This window comes from Halorubrum sp. CGM5_25_10-8B, from assembly GCF_005435095.1.
In the GTDB taxonomy this organism is placed as follows: Archaea; Halobacteriota; Halobacteria; order Halobacteriales; family Haloferacaceae; genus Halorubrum; species Halorubrum ezzemoulense.
Genome location: NZ_SGTY01000009.1, coordinates 1 through 17,959, shown reverse-complemented (window position 1 = coordinate 17,959; position 17,959 = coordinate 1). Strand labels below are relative to the sequence as shown.

At 60.3% G+C, this 17,959-nt stretch carries 14 protein-coding genes and 1 pseudogene; 8 read left to right on the top strand and 7 right to left on the bottom strand.

Annotated features, from left to right (window positions below; genetic code table 11):
- Nucleotides 1–118 precede the first annotated feature (118 nt).
- From EXE51_RS09830 to EXE51_RS09820, 3 genes are read right to left on the bottom strand one after another with little or no spacing between them, the layout of a single operon-like run.
- The gene (locus EXE51_RS09830) at nucleotides 119–1,852 is read right to left on the bottom strand and encodes a collagen binding domain-containing protein (protein ID WP_137692607.1); all 1,734 of its coding nucleotides are present in this window, start codon (nucleotides 1,850–1,852) and stop codon (nucleotides 119–121) included.
- A 6-nt stretch (nucleotides 1,853–1,858) separates the two neighbouring features.
- Nucleotides 1,859–3,301: a hypothetical protein gene (locus tag EXE51_RS09825; protein ID WP_094494386.1), complete on the bottom strand. Its 1,443-nt coding sequence runs from the start codon at nucleotides 3,299–3,301 to the stop codon at nucleotides 1,859–1,861.
- Between the two features lie 5 nt (nucleotides 3,302–3,306).
- Nucleotides 3,307–6,456 carry a tubulin-like doman-containing protein gene (locus EXE51_RS09820; protein ID WP_094494385.1) on the bottom strand — a complete coding sequence of 1,050 codons (3,150 nt, stop codon included), beginning with the start codon at nucleotides 6,454–6,456 and terminating at the stop codon, nucleotides 3,307–3,309.
- Nucleotides 6,457–6,750: 294 nt separating this feature from the next.
- Between EXE51_RS09820 and EXE51_RS09815 the strand changes: the two genes are divergently transcribed.
- Nucleotides 6,751–7,737, top strand: a complete 987-nt coding sequence (locus EXE51_RS09815) for a GDP-mannose 4,6-dehydratase (protein WP_137692606.1) — start codon at nucleotides 6,751–6,753, stop codon at nucleotides 7,735–7,737.
- Nucleotides 7,738–7,762: 25 nt separating this feature from the next.
- On the opposite strand, the gene EXE51_RS09810 is transcribed toward EXE51_RS09815, so the two are convergent.
- Nucleotides 7,763–8,287, bottom strand: a complete 525-nt coding sequence (locus tag EXE51_RS09810) for a hypothetical protein (protein ID WP_137692605.1) — start codon at nucleotides 8,285–8,287, stop codon at nucleotides 7,763–7,765.
- A gap of 308 nt (nucleotides 8,288–8,595) precedes the next feature.
- Here EXE51_RS09810 and EXE51_RS09805 point away from each other — a divergent pair, with 308 nt between their 5' ends.
- Together EXE51_RS09805 and EXE51_RS18235 are read left to right on the top strand one after the other, a co-directional pair.
- On the top strand, nucleotides 8,596–9,975 hold the full coding sequence (locus EXE51_RS09805) for an ATP-binding protein (RefSeq protein ID WP_137692604.1): 1,380 nt from the start codon (nucleotides 8,596–8,598) through the stop codon (nucleotides 9,973–9,975).
- Nucleotides 9,976–10,064: 89 nt separating this feature from the next.
- A pseudogene (locus tag EXE51_RS18235) lies at nucleotides 10,065–10,402 on the top strand (UDP-glucose 4-epimerase); the annotation flags it as partial.
- Here the strand turns inward: EXE51_RS18235 and EXE51_RS09795 are convergent.
- Together EXE51_RS09795 and EXE51_RS09785 are read right to left on the bottom strand one after the other, a co-directional pair.
- Entirely contained in the window at nucleotides 10,403–11,140 is a 738-nt protein-coding gene (locus EXE51_RS09795; protein WP_137692603.1) for an MBL fold metallo-hydrolase, read from the bottom strand.
- A 391-nt stretch (nucleotides 11,141–11,531) separates the two neighbouring features.
- Nucleotides 11,532–12,938 carry an ATP-binding protein gene (locus tag EXE51_RS09785; protein ID WP_137692602.1) on the bottom strand — a complete coding sequence of 469 codons (1,407 nt, stop codon included), beginning with the start codon at nucleotides 12,936–12,938 and terminating at the stop codon, nucleotides 11,532–11,534.
- 169 nt (nucleotides 12,939–13,107) lie between these two features.
- Between EXE51_RS09785 and EXE51_RS09780 the strand changes: the two genes are divergently transcribed.
- Genes EXE51_RS09780 through EXE51_RS09765 form a run of 4 tightly spaced genes read left to right on the top strand, consistent with a single transcriptional unit; the run spans nucleotide 13,108 to nucleotide 15,102 of the window.
- A complete protein-coding gene (locus tag EXE51_RS09780; RefSeq protein ID WP_137692601.1) occupies nucleotides 13,108–13,281 on the top strand; it encodes a 2-C-methyl-D-erythritol 4-phosphate cytidylyltransferase in 174 nt (57 codons plus the stop codon).
- A gap of 45 nt (nucleotides 13,282–13,326) precedes the next feature.
- Nucleotides 13,327–13,896: a hypothetical protein gene (locus tag EXE51_RS09775; protein WP_049933255.1), complete on the top strand. Its 570-nt coding sequence runs from the start codon at nucleotides 13,327–13,329 to the stop codon at nucleotides 13,894–13,896.
- Entirely contained in the window at nucleotides 13,893–14,339 is a 447-nt protein-coding gene (locus EXE51_RS09770; RefSeq protein WP_080508697.1) for a hypothetical protein, read from the top strand. The genes EXE51_RS09775 and EXE51_RS09770 overlap by 4 nt, the downstream gene beginning before the upstream one ends.
- A 43-nt stretch (nucleotides 14,340–14,382) precedes the next feature.
- A complete protein-coding gene (locus EXE51_RS09765; RefSeq protein WP_137692600.1) occupies nucleotides 14,383–15,102 on the top strand; it encodes a sugar phosphate nucleotidyltransferase in 720 nt (239 codons plus the stop codon).
- Between the two features lie 46 nt (nucleotides 15,103–15,148).
- On the opposite strand, the gene EXE51_RS17945 is transcribed toward EXE51_RS09765, so the two are convergent.
- Nucleotides 15,149–15,562, bottom strand: a complete 414-nt coding sequence (locus EXE51_RS17945; RefSeq protein ID WP_241990616.1) for a hypothetical protein — start codon at nucleotides 15,560–15,562, stop codon at nucleotides 15,149–15,151.
- 357 nt (nucleotides 15,563–15,919) lie between these two features.
- On the opposite strand from EXE51_RS17945, the gene EXE51_RS09755 reads away from it, so the two are divergent.
- On the top strand, nucleotides 15,920–17,131 hold the full coding sequence (locus tag EXE51_RS09755; protein ID WP_137692599.1) for an orc1/cdc6 family replication initiation protein: 1,212 nt from the start codon (nucleotides 15,920–15,922) through the stop codon (nucleotides 17,129–17,131).
- Nucleotides 17,132–17,959: the final 828 nt, after the last annotated feature.

Below are 17,959 nucleotides of genomic sequence, written 5' to 3'. Positions count from 1 at the left end.
ATACCGTCCGACGGGAAATAGGAATTCGGCAGCCGAGGACGCGTACTCCTGAGCGCACAGATACCTGCGACGCGTTCAGCGGGGTCGGTTCCGCGTCGGCAGCGTAACGTATCAGAAGTTATCCTTCGCTCGTAACGGTAATCTCATCGATGACGCGGGCGTCCCCCGGCTCCAGCGTGATTCCAGTTCGTTCAGTGTTTTTGTACTCGCCACCTCTGAATTCTAAATCGTAGGTCCCGGCCTCGAGGTTGCTATTGTTATACCAGCCGTCTTCGTCGGTGGTGTTGATGTCGACAGTATCGCCAGTGGCATTATTTCTCAAATAGATGTCGGCGCCAGAAACTCCCGTACCGGTGTCCGAAGCGTTGAAGAAGACGGACAGAGACGCCGTCTGCTGTAACTCGACGGTGTCAACCTGCAGCCTCGTGCCGTTCACGGTAATTGTGCGGTTTACTGGAACGTATCCGTCGGGATCCACGGAGAGCGTGTACTCACCGGCCGGTACGTCATCAAAGGCGTAGCTCCCAAAATCGCCGGTACGCGTTTCAAAACTCTCGTCACCGATAAGCGAGACGCTAACCGAGACGTACGCATCATCCGTCGCGTCGCGTACTTCACCCTCAACGAGAGAGCGCGTGGGGCTGTCGTCCTCGGTGGTTGTAGGGGAGGGATCAAGTGGGATAGCAACTTCACTGGAGTTGCTTGAGAGGTCTACGGTCCGGCTCTGATAGCCGTCCGCTGTGGCGGCGAGCGTCAAGTTCGGTAGTCTCGCCTCGTTGACGGTGAAGTTATACCTCGGTTGGGTCGTCTCGTTCAGTGTAACGTCGGTCTCGTTGCGGAGTTTGATAGAGATGTTCCCGGTCGAAGAACTGATCTGTTCGTCCGTCGTGCTGTTGATGAGCGTAACGGCCACGTTCGCCTGTTGTCCGCTCCCGTCACCCCCGTTATCCATCAAGCCGACCGCTCCCAACAGGTTGGGGCCGAAAGTGACCGCCGCGAACAGGACGATCAGGACGACGGCGCCGACGGCGACGTACAGACCGACCTTCGGAGGGATGAGATAGTCGTCGTCCGACCCGCTCGACGTCGACCTGAGGTCGGAGCCCGTCGTCGGCGACTTGAGCGCCGGAACGCTACTCTGGACACGCTCCCGTATCTCTCCGTTCGAGAGGCCGTGCTCGCGTGAGAGCGTTTCCACCGACTCGCGTATGGATGCGATCTCCTCTTTGATATGCTGGTCACGGAGCGATCGAGACGTAGACTCCCACCGCGCTTCCGTCTCGCCGAGGGGCGTGATACCTCGATGGCCACCGGGCGTGACGACGAGGTCGAACGCCGAGAGGACGTCCTCGCCCGTGGAGTCGGCGATCGCTGCCTGGTCGTACTCGCCGAAGTACTCGTCGAGTAGGCCGATGGCGTTGCGTTCGTCCGAAACCCCCACCGTCACCGGGTTACGAGAGGTGATGAGTTCGGAGAGGATGCTCTGTTCGGTGCTATCTCCGGGGACGGCCAGGTTCCCGCGCTTCACTTCGCGGTACACCGCCATTCCGTTCGAAGACTCGTCGATCGTGTATCCCCACTCGGACTCGACCCGCGTTGTGAGATCCCTGATGAGGTCCTGAAGCGGTGAAGAGGAGCTATCGACAGAGTAAACGGCGTAGAACTGCTCGGTGCGAGCGTTCCGAGTCTCGCGGGCACGGAAGAACAGCCGTATCTGTTGTTTGTGATCCGACCGAATTGTCAGCCGAACCCCGCCGTAAAACAACTGTTCGATCTGTTCGTCTGATCCCGTCGCGGTGCCGTCGGGAGAGTACGCGTTCCCTTTGCTGTCGTAAATGCGTAGTGTTGACATGCGTTATCACCCCAGTTTCTCTAACAGCTCCTCGAATCCGACTGTCATCACGTTCCCGTTCCGGTCGCGCATCGGCACGCGTTCGCCGTCGTCGTTCACCGTCGTCTCGTAGTACACCGGGTGGATCTCCGAGCCGGAAGTGTCCTGAACGAGCGTCCGGACGGCCTGATTATTCTCGACTAGCGTATCGTTCACGTACTGACGGAAGTCCTCGAAGTACTGGTGGGGATCCAGCGCCTGCTCGTCTTCGAACTGCTGTGCCAAGATATCCGACTTCGTCGCGACGAGGAGCACGTCTTTGTCGTCGGCCGTATCGAGGATGTCGAAGTACGGTTCGATCCCCAGCGGCTCGTTGTTGTGATAGCGCTCGACATCGATCACCAGAATGAGCGTGTTCGCCGCTCGGACACGGTCCGAGAGCAGTTGGACCGTGGAGTTGTCTATCTCCGAGTCGGGACTCATGAGGGCCCCGGGGAGTTCCTCGAGATACTCCCCGGCGTAATCGAGGCTCGACAACTCGATGTTCTTTGGGAAGACGCGTCCGTTGACGAACCGGAACTGAAGATCTTCGACTTCCGTCGCACCCGTCGAGTCGAGTTCCCAGCCGGCGTCTTTGGTCGCGGCGTCGAGCCTGCCGACGAGTTCCATCAGGTCGCCGCTCGGATTCAGCGGCGTGTCGCTTTTCCGATCGACGGCGTCGTCGAGCGCGGCGAGGTACTTCCCGACGAGAAACAGCGACTTGCCCGATCCCGGCGGCCCAAGTACGAAGAAGTTCTCCGAGGAGTCGTACTTAACGAACCGACGAAGGGTAACGACGAACACCCCCGCCATCAGGACGTTCGTAGTGAGTCCCTCCCACGCGACCGAGACGGTCGGCTCCGGTGCGACGATTTCGACGGCGCCGCCGGATGGATCGATGAACTGCGGGAAGTTCACGTGGAACTCAACAAGTCCGACCACGATGATGGCAGTGATCAAGTAGAACAGGATACTTGCGGACCGGCGGAACTCGAGCGCGGAGGTCGTTCGAACTTCCATGAGTTGTTTGCCGCCGCCAACTATGGTCCCGCCAACAAGCCCGGCGCCGAGCCACGCCACGTTGGCGGTGAAATCGATGTTGGGAATGAACAGACCGATCGAGAGGAGTCCGATGAGCGCGGACCCGGTCCCGAGCCAGAGCAGCGCACCCTGGACCCGCTTTTTGGGGTCGAGGGTTATGAGCACCAACAGACCGAGGTAGAGTCCGAACACCGCGGCTGAGAACTGTTCGAGCGATACCGACAGCAGTGGTTGTAACGAGAGTATCAGCGGCCGGAACACGTCAGATGCGATCCACGCCTCACCGAGCGTCAAGAACAGCGGCCCGGCGACGACGACCATGATGATGAAGTACACCCCGAGGAAGAACTTCTCGCCGTATTCCTCGAGGAACGCGACTGGCGAGTCCATGAGTACTACTCTTCCCCCCCGCTGTCAGCGGGTGCGGTGAAATCGGTTCGGCTGATGTGATCGTCGAGGAGGTCCGCTTTGATCTCTCCCTCGTCTCTGAGGAAGAACTCGACGTCGTCGGGGTGCTCGAGGTTCAACACCGAGTCACGCTTCACGAAGTATCCCTCGTCGAGGCCGTACGCATGGTGGACGAGGATGTCCGTCTCGTCAGACTGTTTCCGGGATTCGTACCCGTTCCGGTACCCGTCCGCTTCGATCTCCGCGCGGAGGTTATCGAGGAAGATACCGTCGATGAAAATCCCGAGGCCGACATCCCAACTGCCACCCGCCTCGACCGGGAAGGAAGCGTAGTTTTCCCCGCCCGCGCCGAGATTGTACGCACCCTGGAACTCGGACTTCAGATCGGCGACATCGCTAATCTGCTCGATCGCTCGGCTCATGACGCCGACGACGATGTTCATCTCGTTGTACCGCGCGCGGTCGCCGCTGATCCGGCGCCGACGGATCCCGGTGTAGCGCGGATTGTGTGCGTTCCGGGCAAGTTCCTCAAGCGAGCCGCGTAACCGCTGCCGCTCGGTCTCGTCGTCGAAAATCTTGCTTTCGGCGATGTCGGTGTCGTCTCGGAGCTGGAGGATATCGTTCGGCTGGACCGTCTTGACGTAGCTGTACTCTTCAGTTTCGGTCGCCACGGAGGAGTTCTTCTCGGCGTTGTACTCCTCGCGAAGCTGTTTGTACGACTCCTGTGCGTTCAGGAACGTGTCCCGAGGACCGTTCAGCTCTTCGAACAGCGTGACAGTCGCGTCGTAGAGGTCCGATTCGTCCGTCGCAGTTTCCAAGTCCGACTCGAGGTCGTCGCGTCGGCGTTCTACGTCCGCCGTTTCGACGATCTCATCGCGAACGAGTTCTTCGTACTGGCGAGTGAGCTGATCGAACCCGACGCCCGACTCGAGATCGCGCTCTAGCTCGTCGATCGCCGTCCGATGTTCCTCATCGAGTTCGGAGCGCGTTCGCGAGAGGATCTCCTGTTGACGTTCGTCGAGTTCCCGTTCGATGAGGTGTTTGAGTTCGGTGACCGAGAACTGGACCTCGATCGACAGGTTGCTGCCCGCTCGCGACATCTTGAACACCTCCGCTTCGTCAAGCTGACTGCGCTTGCGCCGGTAGTTCTTTTCAGCCTTTTTCCGTTCCTCCTCGCTTGAGGAGTCCCACGGAAGAATAGACTCAATCGTTCCCTCCTCTTGGTTCATCGTGAGGAACGACTTCTTCGCGTCTGCGAGGTCCGCGAGCGAGGAGTTGATCCGGCGTTCGATGTCGGTCGTATCGACGCCGACCGTGTCGAACTCGTTGCTGATATCGTCGAGTGCCGTCCGAACGGTACTGTCGTTGACGGCCTCGACTTGGTCGGGGTCTTCGGCGTTTTCGACGGCGCGAGCGAACGATTCCAGTCCGTTTCGGAGGTCGCCGATCAGTTCGTCGACGGCCATCGACTGGCACTCCGTATACTCGCGGTACAGCGGCTCGACCGCGTTCTTCCACGTTGCGACGCGACGGTCGACCTCGTCTTGCTGTTCCCGCTTGCGGGTATCGAGTTCGGCTTCGACCTCTTCTAGCTCCGACTGGAGCCGATCGCGGCGGTCGACGACCTCGTCCCGCTTCGCTTCCAGCCGGTTGATGCGAACGCCGGGGTTGATCCCCTCATCCTCGACCGCGAGCAAGTAGCTGATCGTGCCCTCGACGCGGTTGTTGTCGATCGAGCGGAGCCGAACGAGGAGGTCCTTGCGGTGCGCGATCCGGTTGAGTTCCGTGTCGATGATATCCGCCAGCTGCTTGTCGATGCTATCTACGTACTGCTCGTTATCGCCGATCCGTGCGGTACCAGCTCGGATCGACCCGGCGATGACGTCGATCCGATCAAGGATGTCGTCGGTTTCGGCCTCGGCCTCCGACATGATCTCGCGGTAGGCGGAGACGGACTCGTACTCGAGCTCGGTGAAGATATCGAGCTCGGTGAGCGACCAGACGTTGTCGAGCCGCGTCTCGAGATCGGTCCGGTCGGAGTCGTGGAGCTCTCCCTCCATCTCGTCGGGAGTCCACTCTCGCGAGAGGAAGCGGTCGACGCCCGTGTACACGTCCGCTTCCGCTTCCAGCGCGTCCTGCTTCGCGTTGAGAATCTCTTTGGTGACGGTCTTCGCGTCTTGGATAGCGTCGACGTTGTATCGGAGGACCTGCGGGACACCCATGATGAACGGCGCGTACGAGGGCGTGTCCGCGAAGGGGTCCTCCATGTCCATCATGTTGTAGTACGAGGTGATGAGGTATATCGCGGCCCTGTCGAACTCGATGAGCGCGTCAGAACTCTGAATGAGGTTCCCTTTCTTGCCGCCGAAGCCTGTCGGGTCGATAGGGATGAGGACCCGATCTTTGAACAAGTCTTCTCCTTGGAGGCTCATGTACTCCAACTCCGAGAGAACAGCGTGGGCGTTCGCGCTTTCCGCGTCGCCTTCCTCGTCGTTGGGGAGCACACCGAACAGCGTGATTTCGGCGGTCCGTTTCGTCCGTTTGAGATGTTTGACTAAGTCGATGAAGATACCCGAACCGGAGCCGCCGCCGAGCCCGGCGATGACGGCGACCTTTCCGCGGTTCGGGAGGTCAATCGACGTGCGAACGTTGTCGTCTTCAGCGTAGGACTTGTAGTACAGCCCCTTTCCGAGTCCGCGTTTCCTGACGACACCGGTGGCGAAGTCGAGGTTCTCGTTGATGAATTCCGGTTTGAGCCACCAGTTTTCCTCGTCGATTCCGACACCCGCCGCGATCCGTGGCACCGCCTCCGCCCCGATCAGGTCGTTTTGATCGTGGAGTTGGATGTTCTGGGTTAGCGGCAGATAATTGATGTTTATTTCCCCGAGCCGGCCCTCTTGGTTCGCCTCTTCACGGAGGCGTTCTCTCGTGTCCTGGATTGAGTCCCGAATCTGCTGAATGCGCTCGAGATCTCTGTTTTCTTCTTCTTCAGCGGTGTCGACCACGCTCACCGTCAGAGTCCGCGGATTTCGTCGCGGCTGAAGCACAGACTCCTGAACCCAGTCTGCCTCCAGTAGTTCGTAGGTGATTGCTTTGCCAGCACCACCCACCGCGAAAATCCGACTTGGTAAATTCATCTGGACACTCACACACATGAAATGTCTTTCTATAAACTATTCGGTACTGTCCATACTAACTTACACTTTGAATCGTCTGAGCCTTCCTTCTACTGCGGGTTATATTACATATACACCGTCAATCTTCAGATATTAGTGTGGAGGACGAACGCCACCGAGCGTACTGTGTGGTTTCTTCTCAAACCCGAAGCCGCCGGGGTCCCGCCCGTATCTGTACTGGGGATGTCGGAGCGCCTGTAGCGCGGGCAGCGACGGAACCGCGCGAGTTTTGTGTCGGCCCGCTGAACGGCACGTATGCGAGTCCTCGTGACGGGAGGGGCCGGATTCATCGGCGGCCACCTCGCCGAGTCGTTCCTCGAAGGCGGCCACGACGTGACGGTCCTCGACAACCTCGAACCGTTCTATGCGGTGGGGATCAAACGGCACACGCTCGACGTACACCGCGACGTGGCCGACGGCCGAGCCATCGACTACCGGTTCGTCGAGGGCGACGTCCGGGACACCGAGACCGTTCGGGAGCTCGTCGAGGATGTCGATGTCGTCGTTCACCAAGCGGCGCAGGCCGGGGTTCGCGAGAGCGTTGACAATCCTCGGAAGGTGACCGACATCAACGTCGACGGCACGGTGAACCTCTTGGAGGCGTCGAAGGAGGGGGAGGTGAACCGGGTGATCCTCGCCAGCTCGTCGTCGGTGTACGGGAAGCCGAAGTCGCTCCCCTACACGGAGGACCACCCGACCGAGCCCGTGAGTCCCTACGGCGTGACGAAACTCACGCAGGAGCATATGGCGCGGGTGTACACGGAGCTCCACGGGCTGCCGACGGTGTGTCTGCGCTACTTCACGGTGTACGGCCCGCGGATGCGGCCGAACATGGCCATCTCGAACTTCGTCTCGCGGTGTGTGAACGGCGAGCCGCCGGTGATCTACGGCGACGGCCAGCAGACGCGCGACTTCACTTATGTGGCCGACGTGGTGGATGCGAACCGGACGCTGCTGGAGTCCGATGCCGCTGACGGCGACGTGTTGAACATCGGGAGTTCAGACAATATCTCGATTCAGGAGTTGGCCGAGACGGTGCGGGATCAGTTAGCGCCTGAGTTGGAGATCGAGTACGAGTCCGCCCGTGAGGCCGACGCCGAGCACACGCACGCCTCCGTCGAGAAGGCTGGTGAGGTGATCGGCTACGAGCCCTCGCGGACGATCGCGGAGGGGGTTGGGGAGTTCATCGAGTGGTATCAGGCGAACCGCGAGTGGTACGAACCGTTAGTGCGGGAGTCGTAGTTGAATTCCGCTTTCGTCCGGGCCGTTAAAACTCGACGCAGACGGGCGCCTCGGGCCTGTATTCGTCGGGGGAACCGCCGCCTCGTTCGCCGAGAAAGACGATAGCGTCGAGTTCCCCGCGTGTGAACCGTGCTTCGTACGACCAGTGAGATCCGTCTTCGATGTCGTCGCTCCGCCCGTGGAACTCGAAACTGCCGTGCATATTGTGATCGAGCCAGAACTCCTCGTCGACGGTCCGAGAGTCCGGCGCTCCAAGACCGATTCCACGTTGGATGCGGTCATCCGGGTCGGCGTCATCACAAAATGAGACGTACTCGTCCCATGATTCAAAGCGGTGATCGGCGGCCACCGCCTGCTTTTCCGCAGACGTTTTCTCACGGAACTCCCGCTCGCGTCGCAGGAGTCGTCCGTCTGCGGTCAGCTTGTACGCTTGTATGGCTGGCCGACCGATCTCTTTCGTCTGCCACCCGATATCGGACGGACTGGCGTCGGCCGGGAATTTCGGCAGCCTGACGCCGTCTGCGACCAGCACCTCATCGTACAGGCCCATGCTAGGGTGTTATTGAACGCCGACAGACAAAACACTCTCCCAACTCGATACGGCTGTCTCGACGGTCCGCCGGTGATCGACAGGGACGACCAGCAGACACGTGACGTCACGTATGTAGCCAATATGGCGGATACGAACCGGACGCTGCTAACGTCGGACGCGGCCAACAGCAACGTGGAGAACGTCAGGAGTTCGAACAACGCCGGCGCTGAAACTGTGGGTGGCCTTCTTGTACTGAAACCCGGAGAACGATCGCCACAACGGACCCGAACAACTATTATGAACACGATAATATTATCGCACACATAATGATAAACAGAGAAACTGAACTCGAATGGCTCACGTCGCATCTCTCACGAGCCGAGCGACAGCTCCTCGTCGTATATGGGCGACGGCGGGTAGGGAAGACGACGCTGGTGACGACGGCGCTCGACGCACTCGAAGACACGTCAGTCTACTATCTCTGTGACGAGCGGGGCGCAACGCACAACGCTCGGCGATTCGCGGCACAGTGCGCTGCTGCGTTGGACGATATCACTCCGGATGTCGACGGGTTCGTCGAGGCGTTTCAGTATCTCACGGCGCGCGTCGACGGGCCGTGCGTGGTAGCGTTAGACGAGTTCTCGTATCTCGTCGACGAGGACGACACGATCCCGTCGGTGTTTCAGACCGTTGTCGACGACGTACTCGCAGGAACGGACGTCTCGCTCGTGTTGTTGGGGTCATCGATTTCGATGATGGAGGAGGGCGTGTTGAGCTACGAGAGCCCGCTGTACGGGCGCCGAACCGGACAGTGGAAACTCGCCCCGCTCTCGTTCGCGGACGTTCGCGCGTTCTTCCCGGACGACGATCTGGAGACGCAGATCCAGCTGTATAGTGTGCTTGGAGGCGTTCCCGCGTATCTCGAACAGTTCGATCCAGGACTGAGCCTCCTCGAGAACATCGAGCAATCCATCCTCTCGAAAGGTGAGTTCCTGTACGAGGAGCCGGAGTTTCTGTTACGCCAAGAGCTCCGTGAGCCCGCGACGTATATGGCGATCCTCGAAGCCATCGCCGGTGGCGCGACACGCGTTACCGAGATCGCCAACGAGATCGGCCGCGACGCGAGCAGCCTCTCCCGATATCTCCAGAACCTCACGCAGTTGGCGATCCTCGAGCAGGAGCATCCGGTGACGGACCCTGACGGCCGGGGACTGTATCGGCTGACGGACGATTTTCTCCGGTTCTGGTTTCGGTACGTGGCACCTAATCGGGGAACGCTCGAACAGGGGCGGACGGCACCGGTTCGATCGGCGATCGCCGAGACGCTCCCAACGCACACGAGTCGGACCTTCGAAACGGTGTGCCAGCAGGCGGTCCGGAGGCCGGCGTTTCCCGTCTCCTGCTCGCGGGTCGGCCGCTGGTGGTACGGTGGCGAGGAGATCGACGTCGCCGGAGTCAATCGGGAGACTGGGACCCTACTGCTCGGCGAGTGTAAGTGGACCACGGAACCCGTCGGGCGAGCGGTGTTCGACGATCTGGAGGCGCTCGAATCGGAGGTTCGGTGGCAGGGAACCGACCGGGAGGTACAGTACGTGGTCTTTTCACGGGCCGGCTTCACGGACGAGTTACGGGCTATCGTCGATGAGCGGTCCGACGCGTCGCTGTACGGAATCTCAGAGCTTGCGACGCTGTTCGACTCCGAGTAGTGAGCGAGCGGTGCTACCACGGGGTCACATCGAGGACCGAGCGTGGCTGTGTCGACGATCTACCGGTGATCTACGGGGACTGCTAGTAGACGCGCGACTTCACGTACGTGGCTGGCGTGGTGGGGGTGAATCGGACGCTGTTGGAGTCGGATGCTGCTGACGGCGACATGGTGAACATCGGAAGTCGGACAACATCTCGATTCAAGAGTTAGCTGAGACGGTGCGGGATCAATTAGCGCCTGAGTTGGGGATTGAGTACGAGTCCGCGCGGGAGGCCGACGCCGAGCATACGCACGCGTCCGTTACGAAAGCTGGTGAGGCGATCGGCTACGAGCCCTCGCGGACGATCACGGAGGGCGTCTGCGAGTTCATCGAGTGGTACCAGACGAACCGCGAGTGGTACGAGCCGTTAGTACGGTCCTCGTAATCAGTCGAGCGTCACACTCGTGTGGTCTGTCGCCATGCTGACGGTCGCGTCCGTGTACTCGCTGACGGTGTTGGCAAGTTCATCGGCGTGCGGTTCCGTCTCTGGAAACAGATGTGTGAGCAGGATGTGGTTGACGTCGATATCCGCGAGCAACTTCCCGAGTGCCGTGGGTGTTGAATGTCCTGGTGACTCCGTCCCGTCCGGATACGCACACTCGTGGACAAGCACCTCTGATCCGTCGGCGAGCGAACAGACCGGTTCGGTTGGTGCCGTGTCGCCGGCGATCGTCAGGCGTTCGTTGAACCGATGCGCGTACCCGGGCTTCGAATGGTCGGTCGACGCGCGTTCGATATCCAAGTCGTCAATCGTGAACGGGTCCGTCCCAGCCGTGAGTTCACGAACAGAGAGGGAGAGTCGCCCTGCGAGATCGTCGATGGCGAACAACGCGTCGCAGACGTCTTGTGTTCCTGGTGGCCCGACGACTGTGAACGTGTCATGGCCGTCGAGCAGCCGGGCCTTCGCGAGGGTCGGAAGGTCCGCAACGTGATCGAGATGTGTGTGCGTGAGGAGGACGGTGTCGACAGTGCGGTAGTCGATAGCCGACTGTGCGAGCCGGTGGGTGATGCCGCTGCCGCAGTCGACAAGGAGAGTTGACTCGGCGTGTTGCAAGACAGCGCCCGTCTGGAGCCGCGTCGGTGACGGGAGGGCGCTTCGGGTTCCAAGCAGAGTCAGGCGCATAGGCGTTCGTATTTGATCGACCGGCAAGAGAGTGTGGGGCAGTTAGGCCGGTTCGAGAGGGTGTTGTTAAGAAACGATCTCGACTTGAGGCGGTGGGGCGCTCGACAGCTGAAGGTTCGGAGACCGACGGCTTGAGGTGGCTCGTGGGTACCAATCCTCCTATGGATACGGTCTCCCCGCTACCGGGCAGAGCAGTCGGTTCGGTGAGCTGACGGCGGACCGACCGAAGGGGGCTCGTCGACGTGACAGGACGACCCCTCCTCGCGCACGTCTTTGAGACGGCGGTGGAGGCCGGGGCCAACGCGCTGGTCGTGATCGCCGGGTACGAGGCGGCCCAGACAATCGACCGGTTCGACGACGCCTTCGAGGGGGTTCTTACGGCTGGGAACGTCTATTCGGACAGTGTCTCAACGACGTCATCAACAGTAAACAAACCGAGGTCGTCCCGCTCTTTGGCCGCTTCCTCCAGTGACGACGCGAACCCGCTTCGGCTAAACAGTACGTACTCGTAGTTCACGTCGCCGTCGGTCGGCGACCACTCAATCTCGGGTGCCTCCTGTTCGAGCTGTGCGAGAACATCGTACCCCATCGGTTGCTGTTGGAACTTCGCTTCCCCGACCAGTAACGTATCGCCGTTCGTCGGGGCCACGATATCGATCTCGCGTCCGTCGGTGTCCCACCAGTGACCCGGAGATTCCGTGAACGTGTATACATCCCCGTACTCGTACAGGACTGCCCGCTGACAGAGACGTTCGAACGACGAACTGACGAAGTCCGGGAGGTGTGGTTCGACGAGTTCGTCGTACGCATCCGCCCCGAACACTTCGTACCGGGACGAACGACCGTGGACGAACCGGAACCAGAACGCGAACAGTTGGTCCCGGATCCGATATCGGCTGTTCCGACTCCGGGAGGGGTCAACGGTGACTGGGTACTCCTGCTCGATTATCTGGAGCTCTCGCAGGCGGGAGAGGTAGTAACTCGCGCTGTTAGCGTTGATGCCGGCAGCCTGAATGATCTCGTTTCGCTTGTGATTCCCCTCCGCCATCGCTTTCAGAACGGCGAAATACCGATCCACCTCGTCCAGTTCCCGGTACAGGACATCCTCGGGCTCCTCGTGGAGGCCGCCATCACGGAGCAGCATGGTGTCCGTAATGTTTCCCTGGAGTGACTGCGTGTCGTCTACAGCCCGGAGGTATTCCGGCGTTCCTCCGAAGACACCGTACGCGATCACTTGCTCAGCCGGCGCGTAGTTCGGGAAGAACGTCATCGCGGCGTCGAACGGTAACGGGCCGATCTCGAGTTTCCCGTTCGGTCGTTTCGAGATCCGGCCATACAGTGGTGAGCTCCCGTCGATCGCGATCTCGTGTATCATCCCGATCGCCGAGCCAGTCAACACGAAGGTCGTTCCCGTATCGGCGACGTTGTGATCCCAGAGCCGCTGAATGAGAGAGGGGAGCGCTTCGTTTTCGTCGACGAGATACGGGAACTCGTCGAGGATCACGATCGCATCCTGTTCGGCAAGATGCGTGAGAACGTTCTCCCAGTCTTTCCGAATCCGGTTGATCCCAGGAAACACCGTCGCAGCATCAGCGATGAAGGCGTCGAGTTGCTGCTCCGTCGTCCCGTGTGCTGCTTGATGGTACACCGCGTCATCGCGATCCTCGATGGATTTGACGACGAGTGCCGTCTTCCCCATTCGCCGACGTCCATAGACGACGCTCAACTCCGCGGAATCACTTTCGTACAGCTCGTGAAGCCTGTCGAGTTCCCGTTCTCGGTTGACGAACGTGGGCATGTGCTCACCGTCGGCTCCCCGGTAGATAAAGCGCGCGGTCAACGTAGTTTGGACTATCGTAGCTTAGACTATCGTAGTCTAGACTACTGTAGTCGGGACTACTATATCTGAAAGTATACGATTAGGGTCCGCCAACGGATTGAGATTGCTGGTGTGTGCTAGTGTCGGTATGGACCCCGTGATACCCGCCGCTGGCCGGGGGAGTCGGCTCGGCGAACTCACCAACGGCCGACCGAAAGGACTCGTCGATGTGGCGGGGTGGCCCCTCCTCGCGCACGCCTTCGAGACGGCGGTCGCCGGGGGCGACGAGTGGTCGTCGTTTCCCGCATTCAAATCGGGATAATCCGTCTAAGAAAGTTTTATAACGTGTTGAGCCGCATCGTGGGATATGGAGGATCCGGGTTCGGATATTCAAGCCGACACCGACGAACGGGCGCCGAACTTCGACGCGCTGACCCCGCCGGAGGAGGTCGTTCGTGGTGATCGAACACGGGACGACTTTTTCGATGCCGTGCTCGGACTCGCCGACCCGGCGACAGCAGGTGACGTTGCCGAGCGTGCGGGACACGGGGTCGACGCCGCACGTGAATACCTGGACTGGTTCGAACGAATGGGCATCGTCACGAAGGTCACGGATTCGCCAGCCACCTACGAACGGAATCAAGAGTACCTGAACTGGCGACGCGTCCAAACGCTTCGACGCCAATACACAACTGAGGAGTTGCTCGACCTGCTCCAGTCGGAATCAGAGCGGGCGGATGCACTCGCAGCTGAATTTGCCGCCGAGTCCCCGGCGAGCGTCTCGATCACACGGTATGCCGCAGCAAGCGACCAGTCTATCGAGGCGGTCTGGGAGCAACTCTCGGCGTGGGAAACCGCGCTGCGTCGTGTGTCTCTCCTCGAACGAGCACTCACTCCCACGTCCGGCGAGGCTACAGATCGCGAATCCGCAGTATGACTGCCGACCCCGATGACGAGACGGGGGATTCAATTTCTGGCGGGCCGGTCGATTTCGACCGGCTGGCGGTCATCCGCGAGCGTCTCACGACGGACGATCGGTTCAGCGAGGTCGGTGACCAGCCTAGCTTCGCGCCCGAACGACTGGTCTGTCAGTACGATCGGCAACTCTACCCTGACCGCGTTCGAAGCGCTCGTCTGGAGATCGTCTGGTTCGAAACCGGGGATTTCTCGCTCCATTATCACGAAACACACAACACGGGGGCGTTCGATCACCGATGGGATAGACATCCGTCTGGGCACAACACTCGTGATCACATCCATCCGGGGCCGGACGCACCGACACCGGGTGACGATACGACACACCCGAATGACTGGCGTGACGTCCTCTCGACGGCACTTTCGGAGATCGAAGCCCGCCAGCGCGGCTTCTGGACCCGGTAGTCCCGTCGATGGGGTTAGGTGACCGGCGTGTGGGGTCTCGCGTATGGACGCAGTCATCCCCGCTGCCGGGCGCGGCAGTCGGCTCGGCAAGCTCACCGACGACCAGCCGAAAGGCCTCGTCGATGTCGCGGGGCGACCGCTGCTCGCACACGTGTTCGAGACGGCAGTCGAGGCTGGGGCCGACGAGTTGGTCGTGATCGTCGGCTACGAGGCGGCCCAGATCGTCGACCGGTTCGGTGACACCTTCGAGGGGGTTCCGATCACCTACGTCCACCAGCGCGAGCGACTGGGGCTCGGGCACGCCGTGCTTCAGGCCGAGCCACACGTCGACGGGACGTTCCTGCTCGTGAACGGCGACAACGTCTTCGCGGGGAGCGTCGAGCCCGCAGTCGAGGCTGTTGGGGAGGCTAACGCGGTGCTCGCGGTCGAGGAGGTGTCGGCGGAGGTCGCGGCGACGACCGGCGTGATCGAGACGGACGAGCGGGGGCGCGTGACGGAGATCGTCGAAAAGCCGGACGACCCGCCGTCGACGCTCGTGACGACTGGGTGTTACGTGCTTCCGGAGGATGTGTTCCATGCGTGTGCGCTCCTTCGGCCGTCAGCCGAGGGTGAGTACCAGTTGAGCGAGGCCGTGGGGTTGTTGTTGCGGGCTGGGTACGAGGTCGAGACCGTGCGGCTAGGGGAGCGCGTGAATGTGAACACATCGGAGGACGTGGAGCGGGCGAGTGAGTTGGTGCGTGAGGAGAGCGGGACGGGTTCCTGATACTCCACCATGTCGAGTGCTTTTTTCACTGGGCAGTAGTCGACCCCTACACCCCACCGTGTCGAGTGTTCTCGGAGACGACCAACCACAGGTCTCTCATCACACCCCACTGCGTCAACTGTTCGAGACGGGTGGCGCTCGCGTTCGAGCAGGAGGTTACGACGCGTATCTGCGAGCGTAGTCGCCGCATCGGGGTATGCCGGAAGCTTCCGAGTTCCACGGTGTGTGAGCCCGTCACGCGCTCGTACCGCGTCTTGATCGTCTTCGAACGGGCCGGCGTCGCGCCTCGTTCTTCGAGGTACGCGAACGTTTCGAGCAGCAGTTGGGCGTGCTGGGTCTGGTCGCAAATCCGGTTGCGTAACCGACCGTGCTGGACGAGGTCCTGGGCCTCGACGATGTTCGAGTCGTCAACGCCGTCGTCGCTGCGCTCCTTCACCACCTCGCCGCCGACTCTGAACATGAAGCAAGCAGCGAGTCGGTGGGCCGAGCGCTCGACATCCCACCGTGTCGAGTGCTTTCCTCGTTGGAGTAGCCAGTCAGATCCCCCACCCCACCGTGTCGAGTGTTCTCGATGAGAATTGAGGGTATGTCTCAGAACACACCCCACTGCGTCGAGTGTTCGACGTGGGTAACTGAGCATCTCCGTGTCCCACCCCACTGTGTCGAGTGTTCCGTTCGGTTGTTATCTATGAGGGCTGACCGAGTGACACTCCACTACGTCAAGTGCAAACCGATAGACTTGGATTATCTGTACGTACACACGACACACTTGACACGGTGGATTTATTCGTACAGACTGAGTCAAACGTGACAGAGGATGGCGACGTTCACACGGGACACAGAGATCTTCCGCAACGAGGACATGCTCCGCGAGGATTACCAACCGGATTCGATTACCGCTCGCGAGGACGAGATTTCGACGTACACGGCCGCGCTTCAGCCGATCGTTAACGGCGCACAACCCCGGAATATCTTCCTGTACGGTAAAACGGGCGTCGGGAAGACCGCGGTGTCCCGCTATCTATTGAAGCAGCTACAACGAGATACAGAGCAGTACGACGACGTCGAACTCTCGGTCTGCTGGCTCAACTGTACGAACCTCTCGTCGTCCTACCAAGTCGCAGTTAATCTCGTGAACCAACTGCGACCCGCAGACGACCGGATCAGTACGACCGGGTATCCCCAACAGCGTGTGTTTGATATCCTGTATGAGGAACTCGATCAGATTGGCGAGACAGTCCTCCTCGTCCTCGACGAAATTGATCACATCGGCAGCGACGACGAAATCCTGTATGAGATCCCGCGAGCCCGCTCAAATGGCTACCTCTCCGAGGCGAAACCGGGCGTGATCGGCATCAGCAACGATTTCGGCTTCCGCGACGACCTCTCTCCGAAGGTGAAAGACACCCTCTGTGAGGAGGAGATTCACTTCTCGCCGTACAACGCCCCGGAACTGCGCGCCATCCTCGAAGAGCGAGTGGCCGGTGCGATGTACGACGACGCGGTAGACGACGCCGTGATCGCGCTGTGTGCCGCTATCGCGGCGCAGGACACGGGAAGTGCCCGGCAGGCGTTGGATATCTTGTATAAATCCGGTGAGATTGCGCGGACGAACAGCGAGAAGCGACTAACAGAGGAGCATGTCCATCAGGCTCGCGAGAAACTCGAGCAGAGTCAGGTCGAACACGGGATGCGCGAGCTGACGAAACACGGGCATCTCGCGCTCGTGGCCATGTTACAGCTCGCGTTCGAGCAGGAGACTCCGGCGCGGATCCGCGACGTGTACCCGCTGTATCGACGTATCGCGGAGGGCTCCAACGTCGACCCGCTTGTCCGTCGTCGTATGCACGACCACCTCGCGGATCTGGCGATGCTCGGCATCCTCGACCGGCAAATGAAAAACGAGGGGCGGGCAGGTGGGCACTACTACCAGTACGAGTTCGATGTCGACCTCGATATTGTCGGCGATGTTGTTCGGGATTTTGACTCTATCGCGCTCCCAAAGGGCGTGACAACGCGGATCGGGTGAGTTCGATCGGTTTCGTTCGGGTGGCTCTGGCTGGAGTCGTACGAACACTGGATGTGAGGGTCTCAGCGGTTCCGTTCCGTCTCAGGAAGAACACTTGACATGGTGGGGTGGGGGTGGCGATGAACGCGGGGGGTGCGGTAAATACTTCAGCTCATGAAATGCCACCGACCCTGTACCGAGTGAGGTACACAACAGACGAATTCTATCTCTTCTAGACCGGGTTTGGACAGAATATAAATACTACACAGCCTACTATCACACAGCAGGCACCGAGTGAAATTGGCAACCGTTGTTCTGCTGGCAGAATAAATAAGCCGAGTAATTTGGGCCTTGGTGGTGAGACGATGGCCGTCTGCGGTCTGCTCAGTTTCGTGGGAACTCACTCGGTAGGGGGTGTGTCTGCGAGCCTGAATTCTGGTTGGGGGCTGGTTCTAACCGGAGCGGGTCATGTTGACTGCGTTTTACTGTTTCGGCAGGTGTCACTCGGCACGACGTGTGTGACGACGATTTTATCGGGGTTTCATCTCTCGGTTTCACTCGGTGTACGGTGTGTCCCTCCTACTGCCCACCTGAAGAGCCCGACGCTGCCAGTACGAGTTCGACGTCGACCTCGGTATCGTCAGCGACGTGGTTCGGGATTTCGACTCCATCGCGCTCCCGACGGGTGGCGACACGGATCACGTGACCCGGTGAGTTCGGTTGGCGTTCGTTCGGACGATCCCGGGTGATTCTGCTCGAACACTCGACACGGTGGGGTCTCAAGGAAAAGCGTCTCACCCTGTCTTGGGAAGAACACTTGACATGGTGGGGTGGGGGTGGCGATGAGTC